We start from the raw sequence: 18,654 nt of genomic DNA on the forward strand, positions 1-18,654 counted from the left end.
TGCTCTCAAAGGGAAAACTGCGCGCCGGCCCCGGCGGCTTGCGCGCGGGACAGGGCAAGGGCTGCGATGGCGGTGTCCTGGATGCCGGTGCCGGTCAGGTCGGCCAGGGTGATCTGGTCGGGGCTGGTGCGACCGGCGGCGAGGCGGGCGATGATCTGCCCAAGTTCGTGAAAGTCGCGATGGACAAGCGCGGAATGATGCAGCTCGCCCAGCCGTCGGGTCTGCGACAGCCGGTCGGCGACGTAATAGGCCGCATCGATCAGGTCGGGTGCGATCTCGTTCTTGTGCTCGGCATCCGATCCCATGGCGGTGACATGGGTTCCGGGCCGGACATCGGCAGCTGACAGGATTGGCTTGTCGGCGGGGGTCGTGGTGACGATCGCGTCGGCATCGCGAGTCGCCTGGGCGACAGTGCCGGCGGAAGAGACGGGGATGCCAAGCCGCGCACCCATCTCGGCCGCAAATGCATCTGCCCGCTTTGGATCGCGTGCCCAGACCGCGGCGCTTCTGATCGGGCGCACCAGCGTCAGCGCCTGCAACTGCATCCGCGCCTGCATGCCCGCACCCAGCACGGCGGCACGCTCTGCGTCCTCGCGCGCAAGATGGCGTGCGGCGACGGCACCTGCGGCCGCGGTGCGGATGTCGGTCAGATAGCCATTGTCCAGAAGCAGCGCCTCGACCAGCCCGGTGCGTGCCGAAAGGACGACAATCATCCCGTTGGTCGAGGGCAGGCCCAGCTTGGGATTGTCGAAGAAGCCGGGACTGATCTTGATCGCGAAATGGTCAAGGCCGGGAATATAGGCGGTCTTTACATCCACCTCTCCGCGATGCTCGGGAATGTCGAGGCGCAGGATCGGCGGCATCGCGACGGGCTGGGTCGCCAGCGCGCGGAAGGCGTCCTCGATGCAATCGACGGCAGCAAGGTCCAAGGGCACCAATCGGCGCAGGTCGGCTTCGGTCAGGATGGTGACGGGGTTTCTCATGCCGGCTCCACGCAATTTGCGCCCGCCATGATGCGGGCATGAAGGCCGGGGTCGATATTCGCCCCGGACAGCAGCGCGACAGTGGGGCCCGACGGGCGAAACGCGGCCGACAGCAGGGCGGCGATGCCGACTGCGGCCGCGCCCTCGACAACATGGCCCAAGCGGCCCAGATGACGCAGGCCGTCCGCGATCCGGTCTTCGGGGACAAGGATCACTTCATCCAGCAGGTCGCGGCACAGTGAAAAGGTGACGCGGTTGCCAAGGCCGATGCCCCCGCCAAGCGAGTCGGCAAGGCTGGCCGTCTCGGCCAGTTCGACCGGGTGGCCGGCGGCTATGCTGGCCGCCATGACCGCGCCGCCTTCCATGCTGAGGCCGACGATGCGCGCCCGCGGCGCCAGCGCCCTGACCGCCAGCGCGATCCCCGCCGCCAGGCCGCCGCCAGACAGCGGCACCAGCACGGCATCAAGATCGGCGACTTGTTCGATGATCTCGATCCCCAGCGTGCCCTGGCCCGCGACGATCGCGGGATCGTCAAAGGGCGGGATCTGCGTCATGCCCTTGTCGCGGACCAGGCGCGCGACCTCGGCCATCGCCTCGTCCTGACTTTCACCGATGATGCGGACTTCGGCGCCAAGCTGGCGCACCGCCGCGACCTTGTTCGCCGGAACCAGCCGCGACAGGCAGACCGTCGCCGGAACGCCAAGGGCATGGGCGGCATGGGCCAGCGCGCGGCCGTGATTGCCCGTCGATGCCGTGACCACGCCCCGCGCCATTGCCTCGGGCGGCAGCGACAGCAGCGCGTTCGTCGCGCCCCGCAACTTGAACGATCCCGTGTCCTGCAGATGTTCGCATTTCAGCAGGACCGGGGTCCCAAGGCCCGCCGACAGCATTTCGTCCCGCAGCATCGGGGTCTGGCGGATCCGGCCCCGGATGCGCTGGCGGGCCGCGCGGATATCGTCGATCCCAAGGCTCATGCCAGCCTCATTAACTGGCCGGGACCGCCGATGCCCGCATGACCGCAGGCCCGAAGCGCCGCCCAAAGCGTTGCCGAATTGGCCGAGACCACGGGAACGCCAAGCGCATCCTCGATCCGGTCGATGATCCCGGCGGCACGGACCGCGGTGCAGGCGATGAACAGGGCCTGGCTGTCCGGGGCCAGTGCCGCCCGCGCGGCGTCGATGATCGTTTCATGCGACAGGCGGGCCATGGCGCGGTCATCCGTCAGGTTCAGGCAGGAGACGCCCTGCAACCCAAACCCGCCCACCTCGAAACATTGCGCCATGGGGGCGGTCGTCTGCGGGGTATAGGGGGTCAGCAGGCTGATACGGTCCGCGCCCAACGCGCGCAGCGCCGCAAATCCGGCCGAGATCGGGGTGATCGCCTGCGTTCCGGGCTTGCCCTGTCGGATCGCGTCGCACACCACCGCGTCGCCGATCACGACCGAGGCCGAGGTGCAGCTATAGACGACCGCCTCCAGCGTCTCGTCCGGCAGGATCAGCGCGGCGGCGGCGGTCACGTCCCCCGCCATCGCGGCCAGGGTCTCGGGCGTGACCGGGTTCGCAAAGGGGATGCGCGTCGCATAAACCCCGATCCCCCACGCCGGCAGGACCGAAAAGTCGACCTCGGTCGTATGGTCGGTGGCCAGCGTCACCAGTCCGATCCGGGCGCGAAGCGGGCGGTCGTCCAGCCGGATGGGTTGGGTCAGGATGTTCATTGGCGCGGGATCCTTCCAAAGCGGCGTTCCAGCCAGCGCAACGCGATGACCGAGATCACGCTGACGATCAGGAACATCACGCCCACCAGCGTCATCGGCTCGACATAGCGATAGGACGAATTCGCGACCGATTTCGCCTGGTTCATCAGCTCGACCACGGTGATGGCCGACAGCAGCGGCGTTTCCTTGAACATGGCGAGCAGATAGTTGGCCATCGCGGGGATCATCGGCGGCACCGCCTGCGGCAGAACGACATGGGTCCAGGTCTGGCGCGTGGTCAGGTTGGTTGCGCGCGCCGCCTCCCACTGGCCACGGGGCACGGCCTCGATCCCGCCGCGATAGACCTCGGCGGCATAGGTCGCGTAATGCAGCCCCATGCCGATGACCCCTGCCGTCAGCGCGGGCAGGCTGATCCCGATATCGGGCAGGACGTAGAAGATGAAGTAAAGCTGCACCAGCAGCGGCGTGCCGCGGATGAATTCGACGACGAAGCCGGTGATCCGCGCCAGCCAGCGGTTCGGCGACCGGCGCAGGATTGCAAGGACCAGCCCCAGTACAGCCGCGACGATCGCGCCAAGGAAAGTGGCCAGCAGCGTGATCCGAAAACCCTGAAGCAGCGTGGGCAGGATCGAGCGCGCGAATTCCCAGTCCCATTCCATCTAGCGCACCCCGTCCAGCCCGCGCGTCACGCGGCGCTCCAGCCTGCGCATCCCGAATGAGATCGCAGACGACATCGCGAAATACAGCAGCAGGATCGTGGCAAAGGGCAGAAGCGTGCTGCCGGTCTGCGACCGCACCACCTGCGCCTGAAACGTCATGTCCGACAGAGAGATCAGCGACACGACCGAGGTGGCCTTCAACAATTCGATGGCGTTGTTGCCGAAGGTCGGCAGCATCAATGGCAGGGCCTGCGGCAGGATGACATGCCGCATCCGCTGGAATCGCGTCAGGTTGCAGGCGACGCAGGCCTCGGACTGGTCGCGGGGAACGGCAAGGATCGCACCCCGCACCACTTCGGCCCCATAGGCGCCGACATTCAGCCCCAGCGCCATGACGCCGGCCTGCATCGGTGAAAGCTGGATGCCGGTCATCGGCAGCACGAAATAGATCCAGAACAGCTGGACGAAGATCGAGGTGCCGCGGAAGAACTCGATATAGATCGTGGCAATCCAGCGCAGCGCGGCCGAGCCCGATACCCGCGCCAGTCCCGCGGCAAAGGCCACGACCAGCGCCAGCGCCGATCCCATCACCGTCAGCTTGACCGTGATCCACGCCCCCTGAAGGATGAGAGCAAGATATCCTGCCCAGTCGCCCATGCGCTGATGCCTGCCTTCCTTGTCCGGTTGATCGGGGCGGAGCTTCGGTCCGCCCCCGCCTTCACTCGCCGCAAAGCTTCGCGCGCGAGGTCGAGATCGCGGCCGCCGCCGAGAAGCCGTAAGGCTCGACGATCTTGGCGAATTCGCCCGATTCCTTCATCTTCGCCAGTTCGACATCGAAGGCGTCCCGCAGCGCGGTGTCCTTTTTGTTGAAGGCCGCGCCATCGCAATAGACGGGCGCGCCCTCGACCGGGGCAAAGACCTCAAGCTTGGCGTCGCCGGATTTGGCCAACAGGTCGTTCAGCGACAGGACCGGCAGCGAATAGGCGTCGATGCGGCCGTCCTGCACCATCTTCAGCCCCGATTGCGGGTCGGGCACCACGATCAGGCGGTCGCGGGGAACGCCGGCATCCAGCGCCAGCTTTTCCTCGGTCCCGCCGCCGGGGGCACCCAGCTTGGCCGAGGCGTCGCTGGCGAAATCGGCATAGGACTTGAAGCCCTTGGGATTGCCCTTGGGCACCAGCAGCGCCTCGGCATCGCAAAGGATCGGTTCGGAATAGGCGACGGCCTGGCACCGTTCGGGCTTCATGAACAGCCCTGCGGTGATGGCGTCGACGCGGCCCGCCTGCAGGCTGGGGATCATCGCGCCATATTCGGCGATCGAGGCCTCAAGATCCTTGACGCCCAGCTTTTCAAAGACGGCGTGCGCGACATCCGGGGCCGCGCCCGAGACCTTGCCGTCCGACGCGACCGCCGTATAGGGCGGCTCGTTGCCGATGGCGATGCGCACGAAGCCCTGCTCTTTCAGGTCTTCCAGCTTGTCGGCCAGTGCGGGCAGTGGCGCTGTCAGAAGCAGCGCGGCAATCAGGCATTTCCTCATCATTCTCTCCTGTCGGTTGGCATCACACGCGCTGTCCGGCGGCGATGATCTTGCGCAGGAAGGACTTCGTGCGGTCCTCTTGCGGCGCGGTGAAGATCTGGGCGGGCGGGCCCTGTTCGACGATGCGGCCCTTGTCGAAGAACAGGACGCGGTCGGCGAAGTCATGGGCAAAGCCCATCTCATGGGTGACAAGCAGCATGGTCATGTCGGTTTCGGCGGCCAGGCGCTTCATGACCTCCAGCACCTCCTCGACCAGTTCGGGGTCAAGCGCCGATGTCACCTCGTCGAACAGCATGATCTGGGGTTGCAGCGCCAACGCCCGCGCGATGGCGACCCGTTGCTTCTGCCCTCCCGACAGTTGCGAAGGCATGTAATCCGCCTTGTCGGACAGCCCGACCATCTCCAGCAGGTCGCGCGCGCGCTTTTCGGCGCTGGCGCGGCCTTCGCCCTTGGTCAGCATCGGGGCCAGCGTGATGTTCTGCAGGACGCTCTTGTGGGGGAACAGGTTGAAGTGCTGGAAGACCATACCGATATGGCGGCGCATCTTGTGCAGATGCGCTTCGTCGGCTGGGACCTCTGTGCCGTTTCGCGCCATGTGGTAAAGCGGCTCGCCGCAAACCTCGATCCGCCCGCCCGAGATGCTTTCCAGTGTCATCAGGATGCGCAGGATGGTGGTCTTGCCCGAACCGGACGGTCCGATCAGGGCCAGCTTCTCGCCCCTTTTCACGTCGAAGTTCAGCCCGTCGATGACGGTCAGCTTGCCAAAGGACTTTCGCAAATCCTGGATGCGGATGATCGGCTGGTCCAAGGTCGGTTCCCCCGTCGTCATGAAGGGAACTTTGCAACGCTATTAAATCAGGTCAATGATTAAATAATATCATGACAATTTTACGCCAATGGTTGCCTGTCAAACAAGCGGCAGAAGCGGTTCGGCGTTGCTGCCCAGGGTTTCCGCGACCAGCGTCAGGCCGCGCCGCAATTCCTCGGTCCCGGTTGAGCCAAGCGCGATCCGCACGGCCTCGCGCCGGTCCCGCTCGCCCAGGCGAAAGGCGCGGCCCGAGGCGATGGCGACTCCGCGCTGGCGGGCCTGGGCGACGAATTCCTCTTCGTCGCGGCCGGGGGGCAGTTCCAACCAGACATGCAGGCTTTGCGGATGTGCGCGGAAGGCCCCGGCACCCAACACTTCGCGCGCGATCCGGTGGCGGATCCCCAGGGCCTCGCGCTGCCATTCGATCAGTTGGTCGACGGTGCCGTCCAAGATCCAGTGACTCAGCAGCTCGACCATGGCGGGGGTGGCCATCCAGTTCGTCACCAGGTGGCGGTTCGCGGTTCCGGCGGCCAGGCGCGGCGGCGACACCAGCCAGGCGATGCGCAAGCCGGGCAGGGTGGTCTTGGTAAAGCCGTTGATATGCAGGGTGCGTTCCGGTGCCAGCGCGGCCATAGGCGGCGGCCTGTCGACGATCATCTGGTTCAGCATGTCGTTCTCGACGATCAGCAGGTCGTGGCGACGCGCGATCTCGGCCAAGGCGGCGCGGCGGTTTTCGCCGGTCATGATCGCCATCGGGTTGATCGCGGCGGGCTGCATATAGACCGCGCGCAGGTTGCCCTTGCGCGCCAGCGCATCCAGTGCCTCGGGCAGAATTCCGTCATCGTCGATGGGCAGCGCTTCCAGATGCAGGCCCAGATATTTGCACAGCGGCATCAGCAGGTGATGGGTCAGCGCCGCCGCCGCCAGCGTCCCGCCGGGGGGAACCGCGCTCATCACCGCGGTGGTGATGGCGGAGGTCGCACCGTCCGCGATTGTGATGCAATCCGGCGCGGTGTCGATCCCCCCGCGCCGCAGCCAGTCCGCGGCGATCTGGCGGTGCCGCGGCAGGACCGAGTTCGGGCGAAAGGACAGTGCGGCTGCCCCCGTCAGGTTGTCCGCGATCCAGTGCAGCCCTTCGCGGAAACGCTCGACATGCATGCGGTCGGTGACGGGTTTCAGGATCGACAGGTCAATCAACTCTCCCGGCCGCTCTGCCAGATAGGGGGGGCTGTTTTCCGCCCCTGCCGGCAGCACGAACGACCCGCGCCCCACCTCTCCCACGATCAGGCCGCGGCGGATAAGCTCATCATAGGCGCGCGAGACGGTCTGCACCGACAGGCCCAGGTCGTCGGCCAGCTTGCGCTGCGGCGGCAGCCGGGTTCCGGCGGGCAGATGTCCTTCGCCGATCGCGCGGGCATATTGGTCCGCAAGCGAAAGATAGGCGGGGCGGCGCAGCATTGCGGGATCGGGATGCCATATTGTCATGGAACGAAATTAGATAAATCGTGACAATTGGCAAGGGTATCCAAGACAATATGCCTACGCGTCGGGATGTGAATAGCCCAGCACCCGACCCGAGGCATCGACATCGCAAAGATGCCGCCGACTGCCATCGATTGCCTCGACCTTGGCTATGCCGCCGGTTTCTGACAGCCAATGCGATGTGACCTCGATCTGCGGGCGTCCGACATGCGCGGCGATGGTCGCGGTGCAGGCCGCCTCCTGCCGGGCGTGAAGATCGCCGCCGTCCGGTGCCTTTTCGGCCGCCGCGCAGGCCGCCAGCAGGACCGGGCAAAGGATCAGCAGGCGCAGCATGGCAAACCCCTTGGAGAACGCGAGGACGGGACGAGGATAGCATGGGCCGGGGATTGGCGCATCCTGTTCCGCGGTCGCGCCGGATCCACCTGGCGCGCGCCGCGGGGATTGCAGTCCGGTCGGGTTTTCCGGTCTGCGGGCAGACCGGCGAAGGCGTGGACTGTACGACCGTGTGGCCACCGTCCGCCATGGATCTATGGACCCCATCCCCCAGCATGGCCGGACATGTGCCCAAGGTGAATATGCGAGCTGGCCCGGGGGCGGCATTCTTTTGCCGCAAACCATTCAGCATCGAAAGGTAACAAGGACATGGGCCGCTTCAGCACCAAAGATGGCACCTCGATCTATTACAAGGATTGGGGCGCCGGGCCGGTCGTCACATTCTCGCATGGCTGGCCGTTGAATGCCGATGCCTGGGACAGCCAGATGCTGTTTCTGGCGCAGAACGGCTTTCGGGTCATCGCCCATGATCGCCGCGGGCATGGCCGCTCCAGCCAGCCGTCGACGGGCAACGACATGAATGGCTATGCCGACGATCTTGCCCAGTTGATCGAGACGCTGGACCTGCGCGACATCACCATGATCGGGCATTCCACCGGCGGTGGAGAGGTCGTGCGCTATTTGGGGCGGCATGGTGCCGAAAGGGTGGCACGCGCGGTTCTGATCGGGGCCGTGCCGCCGATCATGGTGAAGACACCTGCCAATCCCGAGGGGCTGGCGCCGGACGTGTTCGACGGGCTGCGCAGCAGCCTGCTGACCGACCGATCGCAGTTCTATCGCGACTTCGCCCAACCCTTCTATGGCGCGAACCGGCCCGGCAGCGACATTTCCCAGGCGGTGCTGGATCAGTTCTGGCTTTCGAGCATGCAGGCGGGCCTGTTGAACGCCCATGACTGCATCAAGGCATTCTCGGAAACCGATTTTACCGAGGATCTGGCACAGATCGAACTGCCGGTCCTGCTGATCCATGGCGAGGATGACCAGATCGTGCCGGTGGACGATTCGGCACGCAAGGCGGTGCGTCTGCTGCGCGATGGCCGTGCGATCTTTTATCCGGACGCGCCCCACGGCCTGACGTCGACCCATCGCGATCAGGTCAATGCGGATCTTCTTGCGTTCCTGAGAACCTAGTCCGACCGGCGGATCGGGGAACGGCCGCCCGCCGATGATGCGGGCGGTCAACCTTGCGCGCCCGGCCCCGGAGAAGGTCGGGACTTCCCCAACTGGTCGGGCGGGACTAACATGTCCCACGGAATCAGGTCGTTTTATCCTTGGGTTAGCGGCCAAGTCGGCAAGAAGCGCCTGCACTGGGAGGTGCCGCGAATGAAGGCGACCAATTCAGAAGATCCGCAGCGCCCTTTCGTGACCCTGGTCGATGATGATGTGAATGTCCGCGAAGCGATGGGGGCATTGCTGGAATCGGTCGGGATCGAATCTTTCGCCTTCGCCTCGGCTCGCGACATGCTGAACGCGACCCTTCCCGATCGTCCGGGCTGCTTCCTGCTTGATGTCCGCATGCCGGGGCTGAGCGGGCTGGACCTGCAGCAGCACCTGGCCAGCAAGGGGATGAACATGCCGGTCGTCTTCCTGACCGGACATGGCGATATCGCCATGAGCGTCGAGGCGATGAAGGCGGGCGCGCTGGACTTCCTGACGAAGCCGGTCCGCGACCAGACCTTGCTTGACGCGGTGCTGAAGGCCATCGCCATCGATGTCGACCGGCGCGAGGCCGCTGCCGAAACGCGCCTGCATTCGGGCCATTTCAGGACGCTGACATCGCGCGAACGCCAGGTGCTGAAGCTGGTGGTGGGCGGCGCCATGAACAAGCAGATCGCCTTTCAGCTGGGAATAAGCGAGGTCACGGTCAAGCTTCACCGCAGCAGCATGATGCGGAAGATGCAGGCAAGCTCGGTCCCGCAACTTCTTAACGCATGGCAGGCGATCCCCGACAGCCTGCGCGCAGCCGACAGCTAAGATTGCTCGCGCAGATCTAGCGGCGCAGCATGTCGTGAAGCGTGCGCCGGAATATCCCCGTATTCGCGCTGGTTTGTCCCGGTGCTGACGCCACGTTGGCCGCGTTGGCTGCGCTGCGCTGGCGGTCCAGGATTTCGGTGCGGAATGCCGGGTGATCGCGCAGCATCGCCTGACAGGCGTGATGGTCAAGTTCATAGACCTCAAGCGCAGTCAGCGCCCTGACTGTCGACCGATCATCGGCCGCAAGTTCGCCGATGATGTCCCCCGCTGACAGCCTCCGGATTTCCGTTTCGGCCAGCGACCTGACGGCCGCCCCCGAACGGATGATCATGAGGCCCGGAACCCCGCCGGTGGGCAAAAGCTCGTCGCGCGGGAAATGTCGCAGGCGGGCGTCCTGGGCCATCGCCGTGATCTGGTCATCCGACAGGCAATCGGCTGCCGGGTTGGAGCGCAGAAGCTCTTGCGCCGATTGTGGCTTGGCTGCGGGGATTGCGGCTTCACTCCACAGGATCGTCGCCGATTTCGGCGGTGCCAACGCGATACCGCTGGCCCTGCATTGGCGATAGACCAGATCGGCAACCTCGTTCCTGGCGCCAATGCGTTCGGCTGGGTGGCTGACATAGAAAAGCAGGTCGATATCCATCGCCAGCGCGTCCAGTCCCTTGAGGGAAACCAGCGGCGCATGGCCATGATGCGAGTGGTTCGAGGCCAGCATGGCCTGTCGGATGGTCTCGAGCACGACTTGGGGGCTGTGGCTCGGGGTGACGCGCAGTTGCAGGGCGACCTGATGTGCTTCGTCGGGGCGGCTGACATTGGTCAGCCCGATCTTGGCCAGAAAGCTGTTTGGCAGGACCACGATATTGTTCGTCGCCGTCAGCAGGTGGGTCGAGCGCCATGTGTTTTCCACGACGCGGCCCTCGGTGCCGTCCGCAAGCAGGATCCAGTCTCCGATCCCATAGGGACGGCCCAGGGTCAGGGCTAGTCCCGAGAAGACGTCGTTCAACGTGCTTTGCAGCGCAAGGCCCAGGATGATGGCGATGATCCCCGATGTTGCCACCAGTGTCCCGATCGCAATGCCGAACACATAGGCGAGGGCGGAAAGCGTGACGCCAAGATAGATGGTCGCAACGATCAGATCCTGCAGCAGCCTTGCCTCGCGCGGGCGACCGTCAAGAACGACATAGATGCGCACGAAGCCGATTGTCGCCCAGGCCAGATGGACCCACCAAAGCAGCTTGGCCGCCACCAGCAAGGTGCCGTTGCCATTGGAAAGGGGCTCGTAACGTGTCGGCGCGATACCCTGAGCGATCAGAATCGCGGTCATGGCGGCAAAGAACGCGATTTGCGTTATCAGCCGGGCATTGGGGCGATTGCGGCCCTGCAGGTGCCAGATGACGATGCCGGCAACACCCAACAGCACGATCTGCATGAGCGGGGAAATGGGAAGTTCGGGCATGATCCGGGATCTCCGAAGGCAGGGAGCGCGGATCGCGACGGGCGCGTCCGCGGTTCGTCCTTGCACGGGCTGTTCGTGTAACCGGGGAGGGATGATGCCCCCCGGTCGGCGGGTCATGCCCTGGCGAGCTGCGGGGCAAGCCAGTCTTCGAAATCGATCCGCCCGATCCGCGCCTTGCCCGCGGGGACCAGCGAGGCGTCGTTCAGCTCGACCCCGAAATAGCGAGCCTGGGGATCCGCCACCACCTGGTGCGGATCGTTGGTCAGTTTAAGGAAATGGGCGACGATTTCGTTCAGGCGCAGCTTTTCCGGGCCGGCAATCTCGATCGTGCCATTCACGGGTTGCGCCAATGCGGTTTCGGCCATGACATCTGCGACATCGTCCGAGGCGATGGGCTGAATGAAGGCCGGCGACAGGCGGATGCTGTCTCCGACCGCAGCGGATTTCGCGATCGCGCCCATGAACTCGAAGAACTGCGTCGAATGGACGATGGTGAAGGGGATGCCAGATGCCTGGATAAGCTGTTCCTGCGCCAGCTTGGCACGGAAATAGCCGCTGTCCTGCAGACGTTCGGTTCCGACGACCGACAGGGCGATGTGGTGACCGACCCCCGCTTCGATCCCGGCCTTCAGAAGGTTGTGGCCCGCGGTGCGGAAGAATTCCATGGCGGCGTCGCCCTCGAACGAGGGCGAGTTGGCCAGATCGATCACGACGCTTGCGCCGGAAAGCGCCTCGGCCAGACCCTCTCCGGTGATCGTGTCGACCCCGGAATTCGGCGAGGCGGCGATCACCTCGTGGCCCTTGTCGCGCAGCCTGCTGACGGTTTTCGAACCGATCAGGCCGGTTCCTCCGATGACGACGATCTTCATTGCAATCTCCTTTGGGTGTGGAACGGGAACGGGGGGAAGCGGTGTCTATTGCGCCAAGGCGGCATCGGCGATCAGGTCGGCGACTTCGTCGGGATGGGACACCATGACGGCGTGCGATGCGCCGTCGATCACCACGGTCTTCACTGCCTTGGCGCGATCGGCCATGAAATGAAGGACATCAGGCGGGATATTGAGGTCGCGCGATCCATAGATGACGTAGGTCGGAAGCACCTTCCAGGAAGCGGTGCCCGAAGGCTCTGCCAGCGCGGCCTGCGCCACCGGGCGCTGGGTAAAGGCCATCAGGTCCGCCTGCTCGTCCGGGACGTCCGCGGCGAACTGGGCGTGGAACTTGGCCGGATCGATGTAAAGGTCAGTCCCGCCCTGCGGCAGGTTGGCGGGAACAAGCGCAGCGGCCAAGGTGCTGCCCGGAAACTTCGATGAAAGTGTCAGGCTGGATTCGCCCGGTTCGGGCAGAAAGCCCGCGACATAAACCAGTGCCTTGACATTGGGATGGCCATTCGCCGCCTCGGTGATGACAGGGCCGCCATACGAATGGCCGACCAGAACCACGGGGCCATCAATCGCCGAAATCGCGGCCCCGACCGATCCGGCATCGGACACGACACCACGAAGCGGGTTCGCAGCGGCAATCGCGCGATAACCTTTGGCGGCAAGGCGGGTGATGACTGCGTTCCAGCTTGAGGATTCTGCGAAGGCGCCGTGCACCAGCACGATCGTCGGCTTTACGCTGTCAGCGGGTTGGGCCATGGCGGCCAAGGGTTGGGAAAGGATCGCGCCTAGCGCAAGGAGTTGCGGGATAGGGTGCATGTTATACCTCCGGTCGGCCCGTCCTGGGCGATTGGCCAGAGCATGCGCCCGGCAGCCGGCGGCTAGCTATCCTACTGGGGTGTCTGTCACCCTATGCCTGAGTATGAGGCGTGATGCGCAGATCGGTCGGGACGGCTGGCCGGAAAGCGGAACGAACGCGGGCCGGGTGACACGGCACCCGGCCCGAAGATCATGAACGGGTATTGTCCCGGTCAGGCCAGCCCCTCGGCCCGCAGCGCGGTTCTTACGGCGGGCCGGTCCCGCATGGCATCGCGCAGCGCGGCAAGACGGGGTGGAACCTCGACCCCGAAACGCTCGGCCCAAAGCAGCATGACGAAAAGATAGAAATCGGCCACCGTGGGATCATCCCCGAACAGATAGACCGAGGTCGCACCGTTTCCGATCAGCCGGAAATGCGCCGCGATGTCGGGTCGTGCGTCGTTCCGGTCGGCCTCGGACGCGGCATGCCACATGGGCTTGAAGCTTCGGTGCAACTCGGTCGAGATGAAAGCCAGCGCCTCAAGCAGCCGCGTGCGGGCAAATGCTCCGGCGGCACCCAGCTTGGGATACTGGGCCGCCAGCCAATCGAGGATCGCGATGTTTTCGGTCAGCGTCTGGCCGTTGTCGAGGATCAGCACCGGCACATAGGCCTTTGGCGTGATCTGCGCGAAGTCGCGGCCAGAGAGCGTGCGCTTGGTTTGCAGATCGACCTGCTCCAGATCGAAGGTCGCGCCTGCTTCCCGCAGCGCGATGTGATCGGCAAGACTGCAGGCGAGGGGGCTGTAATACAGTTTCATGGGTGGCGTCCTTGTGGGTTCGGGCATGCCCTTTGGCATGCAAAGTCGCCTTGCCCTTTGTGGCGCGGCTCAGCGTGATCCTGACCCATCCCAGATGTCCGCGGCATCATCCCTGACGACAGGGTGACCCATGCCCGAAGCTGGGGTTCCGGCGCCTTGCGATGGCAGCGGGCTGACCCCGGGGGCGGTCGCGCCGATGACTGCGCAGAGGTGGCACCAGCCTTTCCCGCCCGCGGTCCCGCTGACGTCTCCGATGGATCAGGTCAGGCCGCACCCAGGCATGGTGGATGGCACCGACCCCGGACCGCCATGCTTGAAGCCGATCCCGATTGACGGATCGTTCAACCAAACCAAAGGAACGGCCATGACCCCGCGCGTAAACTATGCCCAGCAATCCCCTGAACTGCTGAAGAAATTCTCGGAGTTTCTTGCTGCAACCCGCGAAGGCTCGATCGAAGAACCCATTCGCGATCTGGTCGCGATCCGTGCAGCGCAGCTGAATGGATGCACCTTCTGTCTGGACATGCATGTCAAGCAGGCCAAAATCCACGGCGAGCGCGAATTGCGCCTGTATCACCTGGCCTCGTGGCGGGATTCGACGCTGTTTGCCCCGCGAGAGCGCGCCGCGCTGGCCTGGACCGAGATCCTGACCAGGCTGCCCGATCAGGGTGTTCCAGACGAGATCTATGACCGCGTGCGCACGCAGTTGTCGGAAAAGGAAATCTCGGATCTCAGCTTCATCGTGATGGTCGTCAATTCGTGGAACAGACTGAATATCGGCCTGAAACCCGAACCCGGTTCGGTCGACGGAAAATTCGGTCTGGACAAGGCCGGGCTGAACTGAACGCATCCCGCATCGCTGGAACCGGCGGACTTCGTCGGTTCCCTTGCCTGCCAGCCGGGCGGGCTGTCGCGCGGATGATAGGACGCCCAGCGTCCGCGTCACCTATCCCTTGGAACAGATGACTTTGCCGGTGCCCTCCAGATACGATCCCAGACCAGATGACTGGAACCACCATGCCTTCCTGCCCGGATGGAGCAAAACATGAAGCATCTTCTGCGGCACCGTCCTCCGCTGTGGCATCTTGGGATATTCATCGCCGCCTATGTGATGGCCAGCGGGTTTGCCCATCTGCTGGCGATCGTCCCCGGCACGGGCATTTCCATCTGGCCCTCCAGCGGGTTGTTCATGGCGGTGCTGATCTTTGCCCCCCGTGCGGGCTGGTCCTGGTGGTGGTTGGGCGGGTTGCTGGCGGAGTTGCTTGGAAATGCCCTTTGGTTTCACAATCCGCTTGCCATCGCGGCCCTGATCTATGCCGGGAACGCGCTTGAGGCGACGGTAGGGGCGTGGCTTGTCATCCGGTTCTGTGGGCGGCCGGTTCATCTTGAGACACTGAAAGAGGTGCTGGCCCTGGTCCTGCTGGGGGCTGGGCTGGCCCCGGTCATCAGTGCGACGGTGGGCAGCGCGACGCTTGCATGGTTCGGGTTGCAATCCTTTGCGACCGCCTGGCCCCTTTGGTGGATCGGAGATGCGACCGGCGTTCTGATTGTCGCGCCGCTGGCGCTGGTGGTGTTTCACAACTGGCGCGGCAACGCGCGGTTTTCGGCCGCGAGATGGGCCGAGGCCGGCGTGCTTACCCTCATCTTCTTCAGCATAGCTGCCCTGTCTCTCAGTGGGTATCTGCCCTTTGCCTATATCATCATGCCGCCGCTTCTGTGGGCGGCCGTGCGGTTCGAATTCAAGGGAGCCGCCGTCACGCTGGCCGTGCTTGCGCTGATAACGGGCGTCTTCACCCTGTCCGGGACCAGCGAGTTTGCGGGGGATCCCGAATCCCAGCGTCACCGGCAGATCATGTTGCAACTGTTTCTGGTGATTTCGGCATTCTCTGCCCTGATCGTCGCCGCGCTATCGCGCCAGCATCAGTTCGCGGAACTCACGTTGCGCAGAAGTGAGCATTCCCTGCGCGAACTGATCGAAACCGTTCCCGCCCTGCTGTGGCGTCTGGCGCCCGATGGAGAGCCGACCTTCTTCAACAAGCGCATGGCGGAGTTTCTGGGTTTCGACATTGCCGAGATCCGGGGAAAGGATGCCCGCAGCCCCAGCGCCATCGAGCAGGCGGTGCATCCCGAAGATGCCGCCGAGTTGTCCGAGACCCTGCGGACCTGCCTTGTCTCGGGCGTCAGCTTCGCCATGCGATACCGGCTGCGCCGCGCTGACGGGCACTATCGATGGATGTCGAGCCGGGCCGAGCCCTTGCGCGATGAGGATGGGCAGATCGTCCAGTGGTACGGGCTGTGCCACGACATCGACGACCAAGTCTCGGCCGAAGAGGCGCTGGGGCGCCGCGAGCGCGAATTTTCGCAGATCGTGAACATGGTGCCGGTCCATATCCGGCGACTGACGGCAGCGGGCGAGCCGGCCTTCTTCAACCAGCGGCTTCTGGACTTCTTCGGTCTTGGGACCGTGTCCGAATTGGACAAGCCGGGGATGAGCCGGTTGGCTGCGGCCATCGGGACGCTGACGCACCCCGAAGACGCCGCGACCCTGCTGGAGACGGTTCGCCATTCCGTGGCGTGCGGGGAACCCTATTCGATGAAATACCGGATGCTGCGCGCCGATGGGACATGGCGCTGGGTCGATGGCCGTGCCGAGCCCTTGCGTGACCAAGCCGGCAATATCGAGCACTGGTACGCGATCTCTATCGATATCGACGACGAGACGCGGGCGCTGGAGGCCCTGCGCGAACGCGAGCGGGAATTGTCCCAACTGGTCGACATGGTTCCAAGCCTGCTGTGGCGTCTTAGCCCGACGGGTGAGCCGGTCTTCTTCAGCCGTCGCATGGTCGAGTTCCTGGGGGTGGATATCGGTGACTACGACACTGCGGAAATCAACGGGCTGGCCGCGGCCATCGCCGCGATCGTTCACCCCGAGGATGCGGCAAGGTTGTCGGACGCGCTGAACCACGCGTTGGCGACCGGGGAAAGCTTCTCGATGAACTACCGGTTGCGCCGGGTCGATGGCGCCTATCGCTGGATGTCGGGAAGAGGCGAGCCGTTGCGGGACGAGGAGGGGCATATCGTCCAATGGTACGGCCTTTGCCATGACATCGACGATCAACTGCGTGTCGAGGAAGCGCTGCGTGAACGCGAACGCGCCCTGTGGCAGTTGGTGGAAACCTTGCCCGCGATGATTGACTGCGCCGCACCGGATGGCGAGCCGATCTATCGAAGCCAGCAATTGCGAGAATTCCTGGGCTATGAACTGGAAGAGCTGGACAGGGCCGGAACGCCCCGGCTGGCAGGCACGCTGGATGCCGGGGTGCATCCCGACGACGTGGCAGGGGTCAAGGACAACTTTGGCCGGTCATTGACGAATGGTGAGCCTTATGCCCTGCGTCACCGGCTGCGCCGCTTCGACGGCGAATATCGCTGGGTGGAAACGCGCGCCGCCCCGATGCGCGATGCCGGGGGCAATGTCGTGCAGTGGAACGTGATCTATCTTGATATCGATGCCGAGGTGAGGGCGCAGGAAAAGCTGCGCTCGGCCCAGGACAGTCTTGCGCGTTCGACCCAGGCGGCCAGCCTTGCAGAACTTTCCGCGTCGATCGCGCATGAGGTCAACCAGCCGCTGACCGCAGTCGTGACCTATTCAGGCGCACTTCAGCGCTGGCTTTCCTGTGACCCGCCCAATCTTGAGCGGGCGCAGAACACGGTCGACCGCATCATCCGCAGCGCCGATGCCGCGGCCGATGTGGTTGGCCGCATCCGCGCGCTGTTCCGGCAATCCATGGAAACAAGGGACTGCACCCCGCTATCCGGCATCATCGCCGAGGCGCGCGACCTGATGGCGGAAGAGGCGGTGCGCCGGCGCGTTCGCGTCGCCCTGAACGTGGACGAGCAGCTTCCCGTCGTCGCGCTGGACCGGGTGCAGATCCAGCAGGTTCTGGTCAATCTGATGCGCAATGGAATGGACGCCATGAACGCGGTCAGGGACGAGCGTGTGCTGGAGATCCGGGCCCGGGAACTGTTCGGGATGGTGCAGGTCGAAGTCAACGATCAGGGATCGGGAGTCGAGTTCCCGGACCGGGTCTTCGAACCATTCTACACCACGAAAGAGCAGGGCATGGGCATGGGCCTGGCAATCTGTCGATCCATCGTCGAGTCGCATGGCGGGCGCCTGTGGGTCGAGGAAGGCAGGCCGAGAGGCTCGACCTTCATTTTCACGTTGCCCGTCAGGGCGAAGACGGCGGCATGACCGGGGGGATGCGGACCCCCCGTCGCCGCGCGACCGATCAGGGTCACGGTGCTCGCGATCGCGCCGTGCGGAAGGAGGCATGAAGTGAACACGCGCAGGCCGATCGTGGCAGTCGTCGATGACGATCCCCGGGTTCTGGAATCTCTTGGCGAGTTGCTTGAGGCGTCGGATTACGGGGTCCGCAGTTTCCTGTCGGCGGATTCGCTTCTGGCCGAGGGACTGACGGGCGTGGACGTGCTTATCACGGACATAGGGCTGCCCGGCACGGATGGTTTCGAATTGCGCGAAATCGTGCGGCATTTGCATCCTGACCTGCCGGTTTTCCTGATCACCGGCCGACACGAGATTGCGGATCAGGACCGCGCCAAAGGAATTGGCGGGCTTTTCCGCAAGCCGTTCGACGCGCTCGCCCTGCTGTCCGCGCTTGGCGACGTGCTGAAAGAATAACGGCCCGCATGTCCGGCTGACAGTCGTTGGTCAAAGGGCGCTGCCGAAGCCCGCGACGAGCGATGGCCGCCATGGTAACGTGTCGGCGTCCGAACCCCGAACAGTCGCCCAACCGCGGCGCGTTGTAGCGGAGCTTCACCATGACATCCACCCAGGACGATCCTTTCACCACCGTCCCGTTGCACCCCGAGGAAATCAAATCCACCTTCGATCTGCGAGTAGGAAGACATGTCTCCTTGCACGGCAGCGCCCGCATAACCCCGGCTGGCGTGATCAGTGCCGGAATTGCCGTTGCAGCAATGACCTTTGCATTGGGCTACGTCATATCGTCGATACAGCGCCGCAGGAGCTAGGCTGCGTCTCTCCGCGTGCGAGCATTTGCCGGGCGCGGTCGATTGCCATGTATTCGAGCTGCCCGCCGCCGATGGTTCCTTGGATGGCTTTGGGCGTCACGATCATGATGGCGCCGGTTTCGCGCGGGGCTGAGCCGCGCGTGCGGGTGATCTCGACCC

At 64.6% G+C, this 18,654-nt stretch carries 19 protein-coding genes; 5 read left to right on the forward strand and 14 right to left on the reverse strand.

Annotation, left to right across the window (positions count from 1 at the left end; translation table 11 throughout):
- Positions 1 to 5 precede the first annotated feature (5 nt).
- The 9 genes from ACO2Q4_RS19495 to ACO2Q4_RS19535 all read right to left on the reverse strand — a co-directional run bounded on the left by ACO2Q4_RS19495 (position 6) and on the right by ACO2Q4_RS19535 (position 7,516).
- Complete coding sequence (locus ACO2Q4_RS19495) at positions 6 to 983, reverse strand: cyclodeaminase (RefSeq protein ID WP_423321271.1); 978 nt, start codon at positions 981 to 983, stop codon at positions 6 to 8.
- A complete protein-coding gene (eutB, locus tag ACO2Q4_RS19500; protein WP_423321273.1) occupies positions 980 to 1,957 on the reverse strand; it encodes a hydroxyectoine utilization dehydratase EutB in 978 nt (325 codons plus the stop codon). The genes ACO2Q4_RS19495 and eutB overlap by 4 nt, the downstream gene beginning before the upstream one ends.
- Positions 1,954 to 2,697, reverse strand: coding sequence for an ectoine utilization protein EutA (locus ACO2Q4_RS19505; protein ID WP_423321275.1), 744 nt, complete (start codon positions 2,695 to 2,697; stop codon positions 1,954 to 1,956). The genes eutB and ACO2Q4_RS19505 overlap by 4 nt, the downstream gene beginning before the upstream one ends.
- Positions 2,694 to 3,356 carry an ectoine/hydroxyectoine ABC transporter permease subunit EhuD gene (ehuD, locus tag ACO2Q4_RS19510; RefSeq protein ID WP_423321276.1) on the reverse strand — a complete coding sequence of 221 codons (663 nt, stop codon included), beginning with the start codon at positions 3,354 to 3,356 and terminating at the stop codon, positions 2,694 to 2,696. The genes ACO2Q4_RS19505 and ehuD overlap by 4 nt, the downstream gene beginning before the upstream one ends.
- Positions 3,357 to 4,013, reverse strand: a complete 657-nt coding sequence (ehuC, locus tag ACO2Q4_RS19515; protein ID WP_311761593.1) for an ectoine/hydroxyectoine ABC transporter permease subunit EhuC — start codon at positions 4,011 to 4,013, stop codon at positions 3,357 to 3,359. It lies immediately after the preceding gene.
- A gap of 61 nt (positions 4,014 to 4,074) precedes the next feature.
- Entirely contained in the window at positions 4,075 to 4,893 is an 819-nt protein-coding gene (gene ehuB, locus ACO2Q4_RS19520; RefSeq protein WP_423321279.1) for an ectoine/hydroxyectoine ABC transporter substrate-binding protein EhuB, read from the reverse strand.
- Between the two features lie 22 nt (positions 4,894 to 4,915).
- The gene (gene ehuA, locus ACO2Q4_RS19525; protein WP_423321319.1) at positions 4,916 to 5,701 is read right to left on the reverse strand and encodes an ectoine/hydroxyectoine ABC transporter ATP-binding protein EhuA; all 786 of its coding nucleotides are present in this window, start codon (positions 5,699 to 5,701) and stop codon (positions 4,916 to 4,918) included.
- A 99-nt stretch (positions 5,702 to 5,800) separates the two neighbouring features.
- The gene (locus tag ACO2Q4_RS19530; protein ID WP_423321281.1) at positions 5,801 to 7,159 is read right to left on the reverse strand and encodes a PLP-dependent aminotransferase family protein; all 1,359 of its coding nucleotides are present in this window, start codon (positions 7,157 to 7,159) and stop codon (positions 5,801 to 5,803) included.
- Between the two features lie 81 nt (positions 7,160 to 7,240).
- Entirely contained in the window at positions 7,241 to 7,516 is a 276-nt protein-coding gene (locus ACO2Q4_RS19535; protein WP_423321283.1) for a hypothetical protein, read from the reverse strand.
- Positions 7,517 to 7,825: 309 nt separating this feature from the next.
- Here ACO2Q4_RS19535 and ACO2Q4_RS19540 point away from each other — a divergent pair, with 309 nt between their 5' ends.
- Positions 7,826 to 8,647 (forward strand): alpha/beta fold hydrolase, encoded by an 822-nt coding sequence (locus tag ACO2Q4_RS19540; protein WP_423321285.1) that lies wholly within the window; start codon positions 7,826 to 7,828, stop codon positions 8,645 to 8,647.
- A 192-nt stretch (positions 8,648 to 8,839) separates the two neighbouring features.
- Positions 8,840 to 9,490: a response regulator transcription factor gene (locus ACO2Q4_RS19545; protein ID WP_423321287.1), complete on the forward strand. Its 651-nt coding sequence runs from the start codon at positions 8,840 to 8,842 to the stop codon at positions 9,488 to 9,490.
- A 16-nt stretch (positions 9,491 to 9,506) separates the two neighbouring features.
- Here the strand turns inward: ACO2Q4_RS19545 and ACO2Q4_RS19550 are convergent, their stop codons facing one another.
- The 4 genes from ACO2Q4_RS19550 to ACO2Q4_RS19565 form a co-directional block, all read right to left on the reverse strand.
- The gene (locus ACO2Q4_RS19550) at positions 9,507 to 10,946 is read right to left on the reverse strand and encodes a mechanosensitive ion channel family protein (protein WP_423321289.1); all 1,440 of its coding nucleotides are present in this window, start codon (positions 10,944 to 10,946) and stop codon (positions 9,507 to 9,509) included.
- A 113-nt stretch (positions 10,947 to 11,059) separates the two neighbouring features.
- On the reverse strand, positions 11,060 to 11,815 hold the full coding sequence (locus ACO2Q4_RS19555) for an SDR family oxidoreductase (RefSeq protein WP_423321291.1): 756 nt from the start codon (positions 11,813 to 11,815) through the stop codon (positions 11,060 to 11,062).
- Positions 11,816 to 11,860: 45 nt separating this feature from the next.
- Positions 11,861 to 12,643 carry an alpha/beta fold hydrolase gene (locus ACO2Q4_RS19560; protein ID WP_423321293.1) on the reverse strand — a complete coding sequence of 261 codons (783 nt, stop codon included), beginning with the start codon at positions 12,641 to 12,643 and terminating at the stop codon, positions 11,861 to 11,863.
- A 212-nt stretch (positions 12,644 to 12,855) separates the two neighbouring features.
- Positions 12,856 to 13,440, reverse strand: coding sequence for a glutathione S-transferase N-terminal domain-containing protein (locus ACO2Q4_RS19565; RefSeq protein WP_423321295.1), 585 nt, complete (start codon positions 13,438 to 13,440; stop codon positions 12,856 to 12,858).
- Between the two features lie 364 nt (positions 13,441 to 13,804).
- On the opposite strand from ACO2Q4_RS19565, the gene ACO2Q4_RS19570 reads away from it, so the two are divergent.
- The 3 genes from ACO2Q4_RS19570 (at position 13,805) to ACO2Q4_RS19580 (ending at position 18,142) form a co-directional block, all read left to right on the forward strand.
- Positions 13,805 to 14,284, forward strand: a complete 480-nt coding sequence (locus ACO2Q4_RS19570) for a carboxymuconolactone decarboxylase family protein (RefSeq protein WP_395135821.1) — start codon at positions 13,805 to 13,807, stop codon at positions 14,282 to 14,284.
- Positions 14,285 to 14,485: 201 nt separating this feature from the next.
- A complete protein-coding gene (locus tag ACO2Q4_RS19575) occupies positions 14,486 to 17,695 on the forward strand; it encodes a PAS domain-containing protein (protein WP_423321297.1) in 3,210 nt (1,069 codons plus the stop codon).
- A gap of 84 nt (positions 17,696 to 17,779) precedes the next feature.
- Positions 17,780 to 18,142, forward strand: coding sequence for a response regulator (locus tag ACO2Q4_RS19580; protein WP_423321299.1), 363 nt, complete (start codon positions 17,780 to 17,782; stop codon positions 18,140 to 18,142).
- A gap of 321 nt (positions 18,143 to 18,463) precedes the next feature.
- Here the strand turns inward: ACO2Q4_RS19580 and ACO2Q4_RS19585 are convergent.
- Positions 18,464 to 18,654 (reverse strand): XdhC family protein (locus ACO2Q4_RS19585; protein ID WP_423321301.1); only part of this gene is annotated, 191 nt, incomplete at its 5' end.

This window comes from Paracoccus sp. KR1-242, assembly GCF_049446195.1.
Taxonomy (GTDB): domain Bacteria; phylum Pseudomonadota; class Alphaproteobacteria; order Rhodobacterales; family Rhodobacteraceae; genus Paracoccus; species Paracoccus broussonetiae.